A 15,947-nucleotide genomic window follows, 5' to 3' on the forward strand; every position below is an offset into this window, starting at 1 on the left:
AACGTTTAAGGTGGTGTATAAGTGCATTAAAGATGCTAATAATAACGCTATAATCATAAAATTAGTATGAAATCAAAGATGAAGGCATACGTGCTGATGGGTTTTACACTTTGCGCCGGCCTTGTTTCGGCAGAGGGGGCCATGGCACAAGCAAACGCTGTGGCTAACACAACCATGAGCACTCCTAAATTATCAGAAGAGCAGAAAGTAGAGCGCCTGATACAGCTGGTGGCTAAAATGGACGGCGCCACGTTTATCCGCAACGGCAGCGACCATACTTGCCGCGAAGCTGCAGAGCACCTGGAGTCTAAGTGGGAGAAGCACCGGGATGAGGTAAAGACAGCGCAAGGGTTTATAAAGGAACTGGCCTCCCACTCGGGCTTAACGGGCGAGCCGTATCAGATCCGCTTTGCCGACGGCACTGTTAAAACCACACAGGAAGTACTGCTGGCGGAGCTGCAGGAGTTGGAGCAGCAATAAAGCCTAACGTATGTGCCCCAAGCACGTATAGCTAACCTGAATATAATCCTATGCCTATGTTACAGCTACTCGAACAGTCGAAAGATAGCCTGGTGGCGCTTCGGATCTCCGGCAGCGTGGACCGGAACGACTATGACGTAATGCTCCCCCTGCTGCAGGAGCGCATCAAACAGCACGGCAAAATACGCGTGTACGCCGAGGTACAGGACGTGGAAGACTACTCGCTGAAAGCGCTGTGGGAAGACATAAAGTTTGACGTAAAACACGCCACCGACTTCAGCAAGGTGGCGCTTGTGGGCGACAAGAAGTGGGTAGACTGGCTAACGGTAATGGCTAAACCCTTTACCAGCGCCGAAGTGAAATATTTTGACTTTAGCCAACAGCCGCAGGCCTGGGCCTGGATTAACGAATAAACGAACCGCCGCTTTTAGGTATAAAGTATAAAAAGCCGCTGCAAGTGTGAATGCAGCGGCTTTTTATACTTTATACTTTTGTACTTCGCTTACAGCTTATCCTTCAGGAACCTGGCGGTGTGGTTATCCTCCAGTTTCGCCATCTCCTCCGGCGTACCCTCAAACAACAGGTGCCCACCGTTCAAACCTCCTTCCGGGCCAAGGTCTATGATCCAGTCGGCGGATTTGATGATGTCCATGTTGTGCTCGATGATGACGACGGTGTTGCCGTTCTCGATCAGGGCATTGATAGAGGTGAGTAGTTTGCTGATGTCGTGGAAGTGCAGGCCAGTGCTGGGCTCGTCGAAGATGAAGAGGAGGTTCTCCTGATGCGGCTGCGCACCTTTGGTCAGGAACGACGCCAGCTTCACGCGCTGCGCCTCACCACCCGAAAGCGTATTACTCGACTGCCCCAGCCGGATATACCCAAGGCCCACATCATTCAGCGGCCTCAGCTTCTCAATGATCTTCGGCTGGTCGGCAAAGAAATCGATGCTGTCGGCGATGGTCATGTCCAGCACATCCGAGATGCTCTTGTCTTTATACTTGATGTCGAGCACGTCCTGTTTGAAGCGTTGCCCGTGGCAGCTCTCGCAAGTCAGGTAAATATCGGCCATAAACTGCATCTCAATCTTCACCTGTCCCTCGCCCTGGCATACTTCGCAGCGGCCGCCCTCGATGTTGAAAGAGAAGTGCGACGGCTTGAATCCGCGCGATTTCGCCAGCGGCTGGTCAGCATACAAGGTACGGATGGCATCATAAGCCTTCACGTACGTTACTGGGTTAGAGCGCGAGGATTTACCGATCGGGTTCTGATCCACAAACTCCACGTGCTCAATCTTGCCATAGTCACCGGCCAACTTGTCGAACTTACCGGTTGCCTCAGCGGTAGAGCCGTGCAGCTTCTGCATGGCCGGCGCCAGTATCTTCTTGATCAGGGTTGATTTACCCGAGCCGCTCACGCCCGTCACCACCGTCATCACGCCCAGCGGAACCTTCACGTTCAGGTTCTTCAGGTTGTTCTCCCGCGCCCCGTTCAGTTCAATGGCATTGCGCCACTTGCGCCGCTGCGTCGGCACCGGCACCTCCATTCGGCCGCTCAGGTATTTGGCGGTATAGGTGTTCGCCTGCTTCGCCAGCTCATCCAGCGTTCCCTGGAACATCAGGTTACCGCCCCCGGAGCCTGCCTCCGGCCCAATGTCGATTAGCTGGTCTGCGGCGCGCATCATCTCCTCCTCATGCTCCACCACAATCACCGTGTTGCCCAGCTGCTGCAGCGAGCGCAACACGCCAATCAGCTGCTCCGAGTCTTTCGGGTGCAGGCCTATACTTGGCTCATCCAGAATGTACATCGATCCCACCAAGGCACTGCCCAGCGAGGTGGCCAGGTTGATGCGCTGGCTCTCACCGCCGGAGAGGGTGTTGGAAAGACGGTTGAGGGTGAGGTAGCCCAAGCCCACGCGCTCCAGGTACCCCAGGCGGTTCGCCACCTCCGTTACCAGGCGCTCAGCCACGTTCTGCTCGTGCTCCGTCAGTTGCAGGTTCCGGAAAAACGGCAGCACCTGCGTGATCGGCATCAGCACGAGGTCGGTTATACTCTTGCCGCTTACTTTCACGTAGCTGGCATCCTTGCGCAGGCGCGAGCCTTTGCAGTCGGGGCAGGTGGTGCGGCCACGGTAGCGCGAGAGCATCACGCGGTACTGTATCTTGTGCGTCTGCGACTGTATCTCTTTAAAGAAGGCATTGAGGCCGGAGAAGTACTTGTTGCCTGTCCAGAGCAGCTCCTGCTCTGCCTCCGTCAGCTCGTTATATGGCCTGTGTATCGGGAAATCGAAGCGAATGCCGTTCTTGAGCAGCGGCTGCAGCCACTCGTTCATCTTATCGGTGCGCCACGGCGCGATGGCTCCTTCGTATACCGTCAGGCTCTTATCTGGGATCACCAGGTCCGGGTCGATACCCAGCACGCTGCCGAAGCCCTCGCAGGTTTGGCAGGCGCCGTAGGGGTTGTTGAAGCTGAAGAAGTTAACCGACGGCTCCTCAAAGAGCATCCCATCCAGCTCAAACCTATCGGAGAACACGCGCTCCTCGTCGTTTCCATACTTGACGCGGCACTCGCCGTGGCCCTCGAAAAAGGCGGTCTGCACCGAGTCAGCAATCCGGAACTGCAGGTCTTCGTCGCTTTTGTAGATCACGGCCCGGTCTACAAGTATAAATACCTCTTTGCCTAGCTTTGGCTTCTTCTCCTCCAGCAGCTCCTCTATAAAGTATACTTGTCCGTTGGCGTAGATGCGCGAGTAGCCTTTCTGCAGCAGCAGGTCCAGCTCCTTGGCCAGCGTGCGCTCCTTGTGCTGGTGCAGCGGCGCCAGGATCATCACACGGGCCTCATCCTCCAAAGAGAAAATAAAGTCCACCACATCGGTTACCGTATCCTTCTGCACCACCTCCCCGGAGATAGGTGAGTAGGTCTTGCCGATGCGGGCGTAGAGCAGCTTCAGGTAATCGTAGATCTCGGTGCTGGTGCCCACCGTGGAGCGGTTGTTTTTTATACTTACCTTCTGCTCAATGGCGATGGCCGGGCTGATGCCGCGGATATAATCTACGTCCGGCTTATCCATGCGGCCCAGGAACTGGCGCGCGTAGGAGCTCAGGCTCTCCACATACATGCGCTGCCCCTCGGCATACAAGGTGTCAAAGGCCAGCGACGACTTGCCGGAGCCGGACAGGCCCGTGATGACGATGAACTTATTGCGGGGCAGGGCCACACTCAGGTTTTTGAGGTTGTGCACCCGTGCTCCTTTTATAATAATGTTCTGACGGGCATCCAGCTCGTCCAGTTTATCTTCGGTTATGTTTACCATATATTCGTTAGCCCCTGCGGCAAGTATAAGTTGCCGTTTCTGAGGCTGTTTTAAGCAAATTTTCAATCTGTAAAGTTACGAATAGATAACCGCTTTTAGAAGGGCTTTGTTGCAGGAGCTGCCATAACGCCCTGTACGCCTAAGCCGCGCTTTGCCTGCCGCAGTTTTCAACGCTTCTATCTATTGTGCTTGGTTTCACTGGAAATATCCGCCACTTCACTAAAATCCTATCTGTTCTGCTTGCCAGCTTTTGCCGGGCCCGTACATAACAATACATCTAGTGGAACTGGTTTCTTGCAATACTTCAGCAGGCCAGCTCCACTTTTACGCCTCGTTTACCCTAAGCGGTATGCCTCCTGCTACACTTTGTGCCTGAACCACTTGCTGCTCCACCATGAAGAACACTTTTACGCTGCTCGGGCCGTTTTTTGCCCTCCTAGCTTTCCTTATAGTTACCCCTTCCGCCTTACAGGCGCAAGGCCTGGAAGAGGGGGTATGTCGGTACGAAGATGACTGCCTCTTTATTGAGTTTGTGGCTATTCAGGAAGAAAGCCCCACTTCCACTGAGCTGCTGGTGGTCATGTCGGCTATTCTTGGCGAGAGCGGCCGGTGCTCTACGATCGACGGCCTTATCCTGAGCCCCGTTGGCGGCCTTCCTACGCTGGTTACCCGCGAAGACCTGGAGGAGAATGACAACTTTATAGAACTGACCGTGAACCGGGCCTTGTTCACGGCAACCCCTGATGTGGTGGTGGCTTCTTTCCAGTACTTCCGCCTGCCATTCATCGGTTTTGAGTTCCCTATTCCCACCGACATTGTGGATATGCAGGCCCGCCTCGACTCGGATGACCCATGCCTGCCTATTACCCCGCTTCCCGTAGAACTGGCAACCTTTACGGGCAAGGCAACCCAAAGCGGCATCAGCCTGGAGTGGGAAACGGCCAGTGAGACGAACAACAGCCATTTTGAGGTAGAGCGCAGCACCGACGGCGTTGCGTTTGAACAGCTTGCCCGCGTAGAAGGCCACGGCAACTCCATAACCGCCATCCGCTACACTTACTTAGATAAACACCCGCTGCCAGGCTTAAGCTACTATAGGCTGCGCCAGGTTGATTTTGACGGGCAGTACGAGTTTTCTAAAATTATAAGCGTTAAAGCACAGGAACGCAGCGGCACCTTGCAGGTAGAAGTATGGCCTAACCCCTGCCAAAGCGGCGACTGTGCCCTGAACATTTCTACTGCAGAGGCCAACCAACCGGTGCGGGTGCAGCTCCGGGACCTGACAGGGCGAGTAGTTTTTGAGCAGAGCTTCCTGAACGACGATACGCCCATACAGCTAACCCAGCAGCAGTTAGAGGGGCTGCAAGGGGTGTTTATACTTTCCGCTGAGGCCGGCCAGGAGGTAACGCAGCAGCGGCTGGTGCTGGAATAAGACCGCTATACTTCATTCTACTGGCCAGGCACAGTGCATGCACCGCTGTAGTACAGTCATTTTAAAACAACTTTTATACTATGGGAAAAGGCGATAAAAAAACCAGAAGAGGGAAAATAACCAAAGGCACTTTTGGCAAAAGGCGCCCTCACAAAGGCTATAAGCAAAAAGAGAAGCCTGCTGAAAAGGAATCCGGCTCTTAGCCTAACCTCTATGTTCCTGCCGTCGGCCAGGCCAGGGTTTCATACCTGCTGCCTGGTCGACTTGTTTTAGCCCTTATCCATTGACACCCTAACAAGTATGTTTCAGCCTGATAATCAAGCACTCTTATTTAAATAAGTTATGATCTTGCTAAAAATACTCCTACTTCTGCAACTATGGCTTAGTGATAAAGGTATAAACATTTACCTATTTTAATTTGGGCACTGCTCTCCGGGTGCCGCCACCGGCACGTAAAAGATGGCCCACAGGAACAACACAATAGCCACTGTGTTATGCGGTAGGCGAAGCATTACAAATTGTAAAGTATACTTTTCTAAGACAACGCAAGTCTCGCAGGTTCGTACCTTGGGGCTATAAGACGTTTAATAATTATTTTAGAACCTAATAAACACTATTCCATGCAAGTACTGGACATCAGAAATTTGTTGGAGAACATCGAGCGGAAGGTGTACCAGCAGGAAATCACTACTGACGCGGACGTTACGAAACTAATAAACACAGAGATCGCGAAAGCCATCAACTTAAAATCTAAAAAAGAAAACGAGGCTGAAGTAGACCTGCTGAAAAACGTTTCATGCACCACGCTGGAGTGCTACCTGGACCACCTGAAAGCCGTAGAGGCCAAGCTCAAGAAACCCTGCAACATCTCAGCGCAATGCAACCCTGTAGAGGAGCGCGACATTAATCGCCGCCTGCTGCTCATCCTGAACCGCCTGAAGGGCTATAGCCGGGAGTAGCGCAACGGCACCGTACTAATTTTCTGACCATCCTTCGTAAGATTCCTCAGCTCTTTCGAAGGATTTTTTATGTCTGCCCACTTGCTATAGGCTATACATGACCAAGATCATTTTTTTGCTGCACTGTAGCACGTATACTTGTGATTTTACAGAGAACCGGTCATGGATATTACAGCCACAAAGAGAGATATAAGCACAGAGGAGGACGTGAAGCTGCTCGTGGACACGTTCTATGACAGCGTGAATGAGGACGAGCTGCTCTCGCCAATTTTTAACGGATTTGCACAGGTAAACTGGCAGCACCACCTGCCCATTATGTATAACTTCTGGAGCTCGCTTATCTTTGGCAGCATGGCTTACAAAGGGCAGCCTTTCCCGAAGCACCTGCGCCTGCCCATACAGCAGGAGCATTTCTCGAGGTGGGTGTTGCTGTTTACCCAAACCATAGACAAGCTTTTTGAAGGCACCAAGGCCGAGGAAGCCAAGCACAAGGCCAAAAGTATAGCCCGGATTTTTCAGATGCGCATGGGCCTGCTAAGCATACTAGACCAGGAAACCTGATAACACACCCATACCCTTTATACTTGGAAAGGCAGCAGCTGCGGAGCTACTGCCTTTTTAGGTTCTTTAGCATTCTTCTGCAACCACAGCGCCTGCTCTTGGGCTCCACCTCCCCCGGCTTGCCACCTAACTGCTGTCTGCCCACCCCAGGTGCCTTTACGTACTTTTCGGCTCCGTCCACCAAATTTTTCACCTGTTTTTAAGCCACACACTTTCAGGCAATTGCACCATAAAAGATAGCTTTTTGCTATATGTGGAAAACTAAATTAAACCCATCGCATTATAACTTTCATTTTACTTACGTATATACCATTTTAGGCTTCTGCAGCGCAACGTTTTTTGGCGGCAGCAAGTATAAGGCCAACTTCTTTTTTTGAATAATACCGGCATTAATGCTTGCACATCCAAAAGGCGTTCTATATATTTGATTTACATTTCTGAAAAAAACTGTTTAAAACAAGTAAACGCGACAATATGATATAAAGCTCTACGTTAACTTAATGTAGCTTTAAGATGAATACAACTACCCAGATGAGCGACTCTGCATTGGTGTCACTCTACATCGCAGGTAATGAAGGTGCGTTTGAACAGCTTGTAAACAGGCACAAAAACAAAGTCTACACTACTATTTTATTGATCGTAAAGGACTCGTACACGGCCGAGGACCTCATGCAGGATGCGTTTATAAAAGCCATCCATACCATGAAGGGCGGACGCTACAACGAGGAAGGCAAATTTTCTTCGTGGATATGCCGCATTGCCCACAACCTGGCAATCGACCATTTCCGTAAAGAGAAGAGAAGCCCGGTGATCACGCTGGAAGACGGCAGCAACGTGTTCAATAACATGTCTTTCTCTGAGGACTCCGCGGAGTCGCAGCAGATTAAAGAGGACACGCATGCCCATTTACGCGAGCTTATCCAGACGCTGCCACAGTCGCAGCGCGAAGTTCTGATGATGCGCCACTACGCAGAGATGAGCTTCCAGGAGATAGCCGACGCTACCGGTGTGAGCATCAACACTGCCCTGGGCCGTATGCGCTATGCGCTGATCAACCTCAGGAAAAAGATGCTAAAAAATAATATCGCGTATGATACAAACCTCTACTCAGAATGAACTGATTCAGTATGTATATGATGAGTTGGCCGACGACGCCTGCGCACAGCTGGAATCAGCGTTAATGCAAGACACAGAGCTGGCCGAGGGCTGCTCCGATCTTCTCCTGCTCCAGCAGCTCCTCGACGGAGCCGCAAAAGCGCCCAGCGAACGCTCGGTACAAAACATATTAAATTACTCAAAAAGCTTAAGTTTGCAGTCCTAACCAGATTGCAAGCTTTTTTTATGCAGAAAAAGGAACGCTACAAGCTCCTGATTGAGTACTTTACCCAACACTTTCCGGAGCCGGAGACCGAACTGGCTTACAGCAACCCCTATGAGCTGATCCTGGCTGTGGTGCTGAGCGCCCAGTGCACCGACAAGCGCGTGAACATGGTAACGCCCGCTCTTTTTGAGGCTTACCCCACGGCAGAGGCACTGGCTACTGCCACGCCTGAGGATATTTTCCCGCTGATCAGAAGTATCTCCTATCCGAACAACAAGGCCAAGCACTTGGCTGGATTAGGCAAGATGCTGGTAGAGCAGTTTAACAGCGAAGTACCCAGCACCGTGGAGGAACTTGTGAAACTGCCGGGCGTGGGCCGCAAAACAGCAAACGTCATTGTGTCGGTCATCTGGAACCAGCCGGCCATGGCCGTGGATACGCACGTGTTCCGGGTAAGCAAGCGCCTGGGGCTTGTAACTAAAACCGCCAAAACACCCCTGGAGGTGGAGAAGCAGCTGGTCGCCAATATTCCGCAGGAGCTTATCTCTAAAGCGCATCATTGGCTTATACTGCATGGCCGCTACATTTGCCTGGCCCGCCGCCCCAAGTGCGAGGAATGCCCCCTCACCCACTTCTGCGCCTTCTTCCAGAAAAACTTCCCCAACATCCCGGACGACCCGGAGAATAAGGTGGGTGGGGTGTAGAAAATAGAATTTCCTATAAAGTAAAACAGGCAAGCTTTACCGGCTTGCCTGTTTTACTTTATACCTTTTTAGCGGGATTGCTGCATTCTGCCTTTTTCCTGATGGCCGCGCTTGCCTTTGCCACCTTTTTTGTGGTGCTTGGCTTTCATCTGCTCGCGCTTCTGGGCCTGCATTTCCTCATACTTGGCATACTGCTTTTTGTTGAGGATGTCTTTCATTTCCTCGTTGTGGCGCTGGTGGGCAGCCATCATTTCGGAACGCATCTGCTCTCGGTTAGCCGCATCTTTTCTGTCGCCTCTTTTAAAGTTGGCTCGCTTGGCCTCTCGCTCTTTGGCCTCCTTCAGGTGCAGCGCCTTTACCTTTTTCGCCTGCGATTTGTTCAGGTCCAGTTCCTTGGTAAGGCGCTCTGTTCTGGCCTCTGCTCTTTCTTCCGGAGATTTGCGCTCGCCTTTGTGTTTGTGCATTCTTGCCTCCTGGCGAGGCTTTGTAGTGTCTTGTGCTACTGCGGGTGCTACAGTGCTTCCTATAACCAGCACGCCTAGTGCCAGTGCTAACAGGTTCTTTTTCATCTTGTTCGGGTTAAGTCGGTTAGATAGATGCTGCCAAACCTACGTTGGGATTTTGCAGCTACTTCTTCATTACCAAAGGGCGTGCCAAAACGCACCAACGGCGGCGGCAACTAATCATCAACAGTGAAAGGTATAAGGAAACCCTGTAAAACAGGATGAAACCAGAAAAATATTTTTAATAGGCTGGCAACTGCACCGCACGCAGCAGCACCTCTTCTACCTGCTGCACTAGCTGCTTGCGGTCGAAGAGTTTGCGGGCAATGGCGGCCCCATTAGCGGAGGCTTGTTGCAGTTGCTGCGGCTGTGCCAGCACCTGCCGAAGCGTTTGCGCCAGCGCCTCCGGCTGCTCTGCAGGCGTATACCAGCCGCACCTGTGTTGCTCCACAAACGTTTTGGTCCAGCCCGGGTTGGTAACGATGGCTGGCGTGCCGCAGGCGAGGCTGTCGTAAAACTTGGCCGGCGAGTTGCTGGCCAGCACCGGCAGATCATTAAAAGGCACCAGCGACACATCCGCCAGCTTAAATAGCTTAAACACCTCAGGGCGAGGCTGCGGCGGCAGCAAGAGCAAATTAGGCGCTCGCTGCGCCAGTTCCTTCAGCTGCGGCTCATAGTACCCGTTGCCGGTAAACACAAACATTATACTTGTATCAGCGGCCATCCTTTGGATGGTTTGCATGAGCGTGGGCATGCTGTTGGCGCGGCCGTAGGTGCCGGCGTAAAGCACCACCCGCTTGCCCTGCAGGCTATACTTTTGCCGCAGGGCTTCTACCTCCTGTTCTCCCACAGCATCCGCCATGTCTAAATCAGTGCCGTTGTAGTTGGTGGTGATCTTCTCCCGCGGAATACCTAATCCGGCCACATACGCCGTCATATCCGGAGAGAGGGTGATGATGTGGCTGGCGCTCTCGTAAAGCCGGCGCTCCATGCTGAAGAGGCGCTGCTGCAGCCAGCTGTTCTGCACCGCGCCCATCTGTATCGGGAAACTAGGCCACAGGTCCTGCACCTCGAATACCCACGGCACACCGCGTAGCTTTGCCACCTGCGCCGCCACCCACGGCGTGCTCAGCGGCGTAGACACAGCCCACAGCACATCGGGCTTGTCCAGCTGCATGGTGCGCTTAAAGGCACTTCCGGCAAAGCCCGCAAACGACTTCAGGCGCTTGCGCACCCCCATTTTGTTTGTGTATGGCGCCACAACCTCTTGCAGTTCCACGCCCTCCGGCACCCAGCTATAGTTATGCGTAATGCGGGTTTTACGCCAGCCATCGCCCGTTACCAGGCTAACCCTGTGCCGCTGCGCCAGCTCCTCCATAAAGGAGTAATGGCGGCAAGTGGCAGGGCAGTCCGGGTTGTGGTGATGCTGGTTTAAAAGGGCAATGTGCATTCTTGATTGTTGAATTGTTGGATTGCTAAATGGCTGAAAGGCATGACCGGAATCGGCACGTGACGTACATCAACAATTTAACAATGAAGCCATGTAGCGATTTACAGCTACCGTTTCTTCTCCGGCTTATACTTCGACTCGTCAAATATTTTTCGGTAGTCTGTCTCGGCCATGAGTTCCGGCAGCGTTACCTCCGGGTGGCGCTCCATGTACTTGCGCACGATCTGCCAGCCTACCCATGTACCGATGCGGCCAGGGGCTGTAGCGTCTATTTCCGGGGTATTCGGGCGCTCGCCGATATACTTGTTCACCACAAACGGTGTTTTGTCAAACAGCAGTTCCTTCTCCACAAAATGCGCCCAAATGCGGCCTTCGTTGTGGGTTACATCGGCTATTTCCTTGTCTGTATAAGAGATGATCTTGGAGTCTGGCACACATGGCAGCACCGACTGCACAAAATAATAGGCCTTGCCCATCCCAATCATCTCAGACAGCAGGTTGCGGTCTTTAAAATTAGTTTTGTTATAGCGGTTGGAGAGCAGCAGCATGGCGGCAGGCACCATCTTGTCCGGCTCGTAGCGCTTCAGAATGTAGTCGTAGGCCTGCGGGCGGTACTTTGCCTCCGTCCCTATGAAGTAGTCGATGCCGAACACGATCAGGCTGTCCGATACGTACAGGTCGTTGCCCAGGGTGCCCAGGCCGGTCACGAAGGTTTTCACCTGCGGTACCTCAAACTGCGGGTAGTTATACTTCAGCACTTTAAATGCGCCCTCCAGCTGCTTCTCCTGCTCCTGCATGTTGCGGAAGGTGCTCATGGCCTGCTGCGCCAGCGAGTCGAGGGAGGCATTGGTGGCCAGGTCGTAAAGCGGGTTTATAAACGCCGAATCGGAAGGATACTCGCTCTGCTGCAGGTACTGCCTTGCAAAGTACGGGTGCGATTTTACAAAGGCAGCCACATCGGCTTTAGACTCTATCTCAAAAAAAGGCTTTTCCAGGCGCTCTATCTTCACCTCCACCGGAATCTTTGCCACCTCTTCGGGCAGCTCGCAGCTTTCTTTGCCACAGCCGACGGTAAATACAAGTAAGGCAAGTATAAGTAATCTGTAATACATTGTTTCGTATCTTTGTACAAAAATAAGTGGTTACTTCGTAATAGGTAACGCAAAGTATAATAAAAGCTAAGCTAATGAAGAAATTTACACTTTTGTTGCTGTTTTTGTGCGCCAGTTTCACATCTATGGCGCAGGTCGAGATTGGCCTGCAATTATCCCCTACTGTTTCGGGCAACCGCTTTGTGGCCGAGGACAGGTATAACTTCGAGAAAGAAAGCAACAAGCTGCGCCTGGGCGTGGGCGTGGTGGTAGATTATTTCTTTGCTCAGAACTACGCCTTCAGCACCGGCCTGATGTACCGTAGCAAGGGGGCAGAGATTACCTACAACTACACCCGCGAAAATGGCGACGGCTCCACTGAAAGCATCAGCGGGAAAGATGACATTGGCGTGCAGTATGTAGAGTTGCCGCTAACCCTGAAGCTGTTTACGAACGAAGTGGCCCCCGGCACGATTTTATACTTCCAGGTGGGTGGCTCATTGAACACCAAGGTGGCCGCGCAGGTAAACGACAAGAAAGTGATCGACAGCGAGAAGGTGATCAAGCGCTTCAATATTTTTGAGGCGGATGCCATACTTGGCGGCGGCGTGGAGTTTCAGATGGGAGAGAGCACCAAAATCTTTGGCGGCCTTACCTACCGCCGCGGCCTTACCGACATAGACGACTACTATGAAAAGAAGTTCGATGACAAGAACATCTCTGTGAAGAACAACGGCGTATCGCTGGACTTCGGCCTGAAGTTCTAAAAGCCATACTTTATAAAATGAAGAAAGCCGCCCCGATAACTACCGGAGCGGCTTTTTTGTGTAAGTAAGCCGGGCTTACTCCTCTTCTTTATCCTGCACGCCATTCATGTCGCTGAAGGCGGAACGCAATTCTATTTCCTCGCCTCTACTGTCCATCACTTTAAATTCCATGATGCCGAGGGAAGTGTCCTTTATCAGGCTTACCCACTTAAAGTACTTGAAGAACCACTTCACCTGCCGTGAGAATAGCCCCTTGGTGTAGTAGGCGTGCACAAACGGGTGTAAGTATACTTCCAGACTCTTGTGGTTGTGGCTCGTCAGCAGGTCGTCTACCGCTGCGTCAATTTCGTCCGTTACCAGAATACTGGCAGATGTTTTACCGGTGCCGCCGCAGGTAGGGCAAACTTCGCCGGTAACAATGTTTTGCTCGGGCCTCACGCGCTGTCTCGTGATCTGCATCAGGCCGAATTTCGAGATCGGAAGGATGGTAGACTTGGAACGGTCTTTCTTCATTTCCTCCTTCACCACCTCGTATACTTTCTGGCGGTTTTCCGGCGACTTCATATCGATGAAGTCTACTACAATGATACCACCTATATCCCGGAGGCGCAGCTGACGGGCCACTTCTTTGGCGGCCATCATGTTCACGTGCAGTGCGGTTGCCTCCTGATCGGTTTCGGTATTGGATTTATTCCCACTGTTCACGTCGATCACATGCAGCGCCTCGGTGTGCTCTATCACCAGGTATCCGCCCCCTGGTATCGTCACGGTTTTTCCGAAAGCAGCCTTTAGCTGTTTCTCGATGTGGAAGTGTTCAAAGGTCTTGGTTTTGCCGGTATAGTGCTTCAGGATCTTGATCCTTTCAGGCGCTATACTGTGCACGTATGCCTTGATCTCATCATAGAGCTGGGTGTTATCCACTACTATGTTGTCAAAGCTCTCGTTTAGTAAATCCCTCAAGATGGAGGAAGAACGATTGAGCTCGCCAATGATCTTATCGTTTGGCTTTGCTATTCTGAGGGTTTTAAAGCCCTCTTCCCAATTTGCTAGCATGTTGCGCAGGTCTCTGTCGAGCTCTGCCACATCGCGGCCTTCTGCCACTGTCCGGATAATCACGCCGAAGTTCTCCGGCTTTATACTTGTGATCAGGCGTTTCAGTCGGGTCCGCTCCTCTTTGCTGACGATCTTTTTGGATACGCTTACCGTGTTTGAGAACGGCACGAGCACCAGGTATCGCCCGGCAAGAGAAAGCTCGCAGGATAAGCGTGGGCCTTTGGTTGAGATAGGCTCTTTAACGATCTGCACCAACAGCTGCTGCCCTTTCTTGAGCACGTCAGCTATCTTGCCGAGTTTGTCTATCTCAGGCTCAAACTTTGCCTGGTTTAGCTTGGGTGTTGCGTTCTTCTGTGTTTGCGCCGCCTTTACGTACTTGTTCAGCGTTTTGATGTTGGCGCCCAGGTCGTGGTAATGCAGGAAAGCATCCTTCTGGTAACCGATATCAATAAAGGCGGCGTTCAGTCCAGGCATTACCTTTTTTACAGTCCCCAGAAAAATATCACCTACAATGTAGTCCGTGTCCTTCGACTCGAAGTGATATTCAACCAGGCGTTTATCCTGTAAAAGCGCAATGCGATCCCCATCCTGAGTAGAATTGATGATCAGCTCGTTGCTCAATTTCTCTCAAATGGTTATGTTGGATGTATAAGACCAAAGCCCACTTTAGCTTATGCAAAGTGGGCCCTCGTGAACGCAGAAGAATTACTTCTTCTTATGTCTGTTTTTTCTAAGGCGCTTCTTTCTTTTGTGTGTAGCGATCTTATGTCTTTTTCTTTTCTTTCCGCAAGGCATAATCTTGTAGTTTTTGTTTTATGGATGATTTCGTTAAATGCTTTACTGTAGTTTTGCCAGGTATTCGTCTACCGAGGCATTCAGGGCTGGGTCAGCGCTCATGCCTTTCACCTTGTTAAACAGCTCCTTGGCTCTTTCGTTCTGCCCCGTCTCTGCCAACGCCACAGCCAGGTAGAAGGTTCCTTCCACGTGCTGCGGGTTTACCGAAACAAGCTTCTCAAAGCGCTCCACAGCGTTTTCATACTGGTTAGACTGAATGGACAGGATACCAAGGTTAAACAGCGCCTTCTCGTTGTTGGGGTCCGACGCCAGCACCTCACGCAGCATCATGATACCCTGCATCGGATTGGAGGTCGCGATATAGGTCATGGCTACGTTAGTTTTGGCATCGTGGTCAGAAGGGTTGTTCTTCAGCACCTGCTCATACATGCTCCTGGCTTTGCCACCCAGCTCACTGGCGCGTTCCTGCGTGGCAGCAAAAGTAAAGGCCTCATAGTAGGCGTCTCCGGCTTTTTTATAGCTCTTCTCACCTCCACGGGCCTTAGCGGCAATTTCGTAGTAATATCCAGCGCTGTCATACTTGGCAGCGTTGGCATAGGCCTCGGCAAGCTCCACGGCCACGCGGCTGCGGCTTTGCTCACCGGTTGCTTTGTTATACTTGGCGCGGGCTGTTGTCAGCGCCATCAGCTGCTCTGGCGTGGCAGTCCGGTGCGCCTCCACCCCTGCCTCTTCCGCTGATGCCCCATGGTCGTGGCCATCGTCTTCCGAGTGCCCTTCGGGCACGGCGGCAGTGGTTTGGTTTTCGGCGAGGTTGTCTTTGTCCTCGTTGTTAACAACAACCTTAGGCAAAAAGAACAGAACGGCCACCAATACAATGGCTGCAACAACTATCAATATTTGAGACCGTTTCATTCTTCCTGCCTAATTATGCTGCTATAGATTTCTTTTTCAGATCAGCAAAGATACAAAAAATTAAGAATGCGTAAGCTCCTGAATCTTTTTGCTGTTTTTGATCTTCTGAATGAACGTCTTGGATGGCTTGAAGCTTGGGATAAAGTGCTCGTCGATAATGATAGATGTGTTTTTAGAAATGTTACGTGCTACTTTCTTAGCGCGCTTCTTATTCACAAAGCTACCAAAACCTCTCACGTAGATGTTGTTGCCATCAGCCATGGAGTCTTTCACTACTTTGAAGAAAGCCTCGATTGTAGACTGTACATCTGCTTTATCAATCCCTGTCTTATCAGCAATCTCTGATATTACTTCTGCTTTAGTCACTTTCTTAGATTTTTAGGATATTAATAATATGTTAACTTTCTAATCTTTGGAAATCAGCCTGTTCCATCCGGCGGCGAATTTCGGGGCACAAAGGTAGTTTTACTTTTCGAATAGTAAAAGCTTTAGTGCTAAATTATTAGGCTTAAAAAGTGCTACGCTTTCCGGCCCTTTCTTCCGCTATGGGCAACAGCCATGCCACGCTCACCACCCTCTAACGGATGCCGGCTGTTTATATTTCGATGT

At 51.5% G+C, this 15,947-nt stretch carries 16 protein-coding genes; 9 read left to right on the plus strand and 7 right to left on the minus strand.

The features are described 5' to 3' along the window. The first annotated feature begins 66 nt into the window (after positions 1-66). A complete protein-coding gene (locus FJM65_RS03705; protein ID WP_140619589.1) occupies positions 67-480 on the plus strand; it encodes a DUF5329 family protein in 414 nt (137 codons plus the stop codon). A gap of 56 nt (positions 481-536) precedes the next feature. Beyond that, a complete protein-coding gene (locus tag FJM65_RS03710; RefSeq protein WP_140619591.1) occupies positions 537-893 on the plus strand; it encodes a SpoIIAA family protein in 357 nt (118 codons plus the stop codon). An 89-nt stretch (positions 894-982) separates the two neighbouring features. Here FJM65_RS03710 and uvrA read toward each other — a convergent pair whose 3' ends face one another. Next, positions 983-3,790, minus strand: a complete 2,808-nt coding sequence (uvrA, locus tag FJM65_RS03715) for an excinuclease ABC subunit UvrA (RefSeq protein ID WP_140619593.1) — start codon at positions 3,788-3,790, stop codon at positions 983-985. Positions 3,791-4,184: 394 nt separating this feature from the next. Here uvrA and FJM65_RS03720 point away from each other — a divergent pair, with 394 nt between their 5' ends. The 6 genes from FJM65_RS03720 (at position 4,185) to nth (ending at position 8,767) form a co-directional block, all read left to right on the plus strand. After that, positions 4,185-5,222, plus strand: a complete 1,038-nt coding sequence (locus FJM65_RS03720) for a T9SS type A sorting domain-containing protein (protein WP_140619595.1) — start codon at positions 4,185-4,187, stop codon at positions 5,220-5,222. 80 nt (positions 5,223-5,302) lie between these two features. After that, the gene (locus FJM65_RS03725; protein ID WP_140619597.1) at positions 5,303-5,425 is read left to right on the plus strand and encodes a 30S ribosomal protein THX; all 123 of its coding nucleotides are present in this window, start codon (positions 5,303-5,305) and stop codon (positions 5,423-5,425) included. Between the two features lie 417 nt (positions 5,426-5,842). Next, complete coding sequence (locus FJM65_RS03730; protein ID WP_140619599.1) at positions 5,843-6,181, plus strand: hypothetical protein; 339 nt, start codon at positions 5,843-5,845, stop codon at positions 6,179-6,181. Positions 6,182-6,343: 162 nt separating this feature from the next. Next, entirely contained in the window at positions 6,344-6,742 is a 399-nt protein-coding gene (locus tag FJM65_RS03735; protein WP_140619601.1) for a group III truncated hemoglobin, read from the plus strand. Between the two features lie 513 nt (positions 6,743-7,255). Next, positions 7,256-7,858: an RNA polymerase sigma factor gene (locus tag FJM65_RS03740; protein ID WP_140619603.1), complete on the plus strand. Its 603-nt coding sequence runs from the start codon at positions 7,256-7,258 to the stop codon at positions 7,856-7,858. Between the two features lie 225 nt (positions 7,859-8,083). Next, a complete protein-coding gene (nth, locus tag FJM65_RS03750; RefSeq protein ID WP_140619607.1) occupies positions 8,084-8,767 on the plus strand; it encodes an endonuclease III in 684 nt (227 codons plus the stop codon). A gap of 68 nt (positions 8,768-8,835) precedes the next feature. Here the strand turns inward: nth and FJM65_RS03755 are convergent, their stop codons facing one another. From FJM65_RS03755 to gldB, 3 genes are all read right to left on the minus strand, one after another. Beyond that, positions 8,836-9,336: a DUF4890 domain-containing protein gene (locus tag FJM65_RS03755; protein WP_140619609.1), complete on the minus strand. Its 501-nt coding sequence runs from the start codon at positions 9,334-9,336 to the stop codon at positions 8,836-8,838. A 175-nt stretch (positions 9,337-9,511) separates the two neighbouring features. Continuing rightward, complete coding sequence (locus FJM65_RS03760) at positions 9,512-10,720, minus strand: glycosyltransferase family 4 protein (RefSeq protein ID WP_140619611.1); 1,209 nt, start codon at positions 10,718-10,720, stop codon at positions 9,512-9,514. 107 nt (positions 10,721-10,827) lie between these two features. After that, on the minus strand, positions 10,828-11,832 hold the full coding sequence (gldB, locus tag FJM65_RS03765) for a gliding motility lipoprotein GldB (protein ID WP_140619613.1): 1,005 nt from the start codon (positions 11,830-11,832) through the stop codon (positions 10,828-10,830). 74 nt (positions 11,833-11,906) lie between these two features. On the opposite strand from gldB, the gene FJM65_RS03770 reads away from it, so the two are divergent. Beyond that, the gene (locus tag FJM65_RS03770) at positions 11,907-12,578 is read left to right on the plus strand and encodes a porin family protein (RefSeq protein ID WP_140619615.1); all 672 of its coding nucleotides are present in this window, start codon (positions 11,907-11,909) and stop codon (positions 12,576-12,578) included. 75 nt (positions 12,579-12,653) lie between these two features. On the opposite strand, the gene FJM65_RS03775 is transcribed toward FJM65_RS03770, so the two are convergent. From FJM65_RS03775 to FJM65_RS03785, 3 genes are all read right to left on the minus strand, one after another. After that, positions 12,654-14,252 carry an Rne/Rng family ribonuclease gene (locus FJM65_RS03775; RefSeq protein ID WP_140619617.1) on the minus strand — a complete coding sequence of 533 codons (1,599 nt, stop codon included), beginning with the start codon at positions 14,250-14,252 and terminating at the stop codon, positions 12,654-12,656. Between the two features lie 216 nt (positions 14,253-14,468). Continuing rightward, the gene (locus FJM65_RS03780) at positions 14,469-15,338 is read right to left on the minus strand and encodes a tetratricopeptide repeat protein (protein ID WP_140619619.1); all 870 of its coding nucleotides are present in this window, start codon (positions 15,336-15,338) and stop codon (positions 14,469-14,471) included. A 60-nt stretch (positions 15,339-15,398) separates the two neighbouring features. After that, positions 15,399-15,704: an HU family DNA-binding protein gene (locus FJM65_RS03785; protein ID WP_046309325.1), complete on the minus strand. Its 306-nt coding sequence runs from the start codon at positions 15,702-15,704 to the stop codon at positions 15,399-15,401. Positions 15,705-15,947 lie beyond the last annotated feature (243 nt).

Source organism: Pontibacter mangrovi, from assembly GCF_006385705.1.
Lineage (GTDB): Bacteria > Bacteroidota > Bacteroidia > Cytophagales > Hymenobacteraceae > Pontibacter > Pontibacter mangrovi.

Coding starts and splice junctions, on each gene's coding strand:
- FJM65_RS03705 (WP_140619589.1), top strand. CDS start 67: ATGAAATCAAAGATGAAGGCATACGTGCTGATGGGTTTTACACTTTGC.
- FJM65_RS03710 (WP_140619591.1), top strand. CDS start 537: ATGTTACAGCTACTCGAACAGTCGAAAGATAGCCTGGTGGCGCTTCGG.
- uvrA (WP_140619593.1), bottom strand. CDS start 3,790: ATGGTAAACATAACCGAAGATAAACTGGACGAGCTGGATGCCCGTCAG.
- FJM65_RS03720 (WP_140619595.1), top strand. CDS start 4,185: ATGAAGAACACTTTTACGCTGCTCGGGCCGTTTTTTGCCCTCCTAGCT.
- FJM65_RS03725 (WP_140619597.1), top strand. CDS start 5,303: ATGGGAAAAGGCGATAAAAAAACCAGAAGAGGGAAAATAACCAAAGGC.
- FJM65_RS03730 (WP_140619599.1), top strand. CDS start 5,843: ATGCAAGTACTGGACATCAGAAATTTGTTGGAGAACATCGAGCGGAAG.
- FJM65_RS03735 (WP_140619601.1), top strand. CDS start 6,344: ATGGATATTACAGCCACAAAGAGAGATATAAGCACAGAGGAGGACGTG.
- FJM65_RS03740 (WP_140619603.1), top strand. CDS start 7,256: ATGAATACAACTACCCAGATGAGCGACTCTGCATTGGTGTCACTCTAC.
- nth (WP_140619607.1), top strand. CDS start 8,084: ATGCAGAAAAAGGAACGCTACAAGCTCCTGATTGAGTACTTTACCCAA.
- FJM65_RS03755 (WP_140619609.1), bottom strand. CDS start 9,336: ATGAAAAAGAACCTGTTAGCACTGGCACTAGGCGTGCTGGTTATAGGA.
- FJM65_RS03760 (WP_140619611.1), bottom strand. CDS start 10,720: ATGCACATTGCCCTTTTAAACCAGCATCACCACAACCCGGACTGCCCT.
- gldB (WP_140619613.1), bottom strand. CDS start 11,832: ATGTATTACAGATTACTTATACTTGCCTTACTTGTATTTACCGTCGGC.
- FJM65_RS03770 (WP_140619615.1), top strand. CDS start 11,907: ATGAAGAAATTTACACTTTTGTTGCTGTTTTTGTGCGCCAGTTTCACA.
- FJM65_RS03780 (WP_140619619.1), bottom strand. CDS start 15,338: ATGAAACGGTCTCAAATATTGATAGTTGTTGCAGCCATTGTATTGGTG.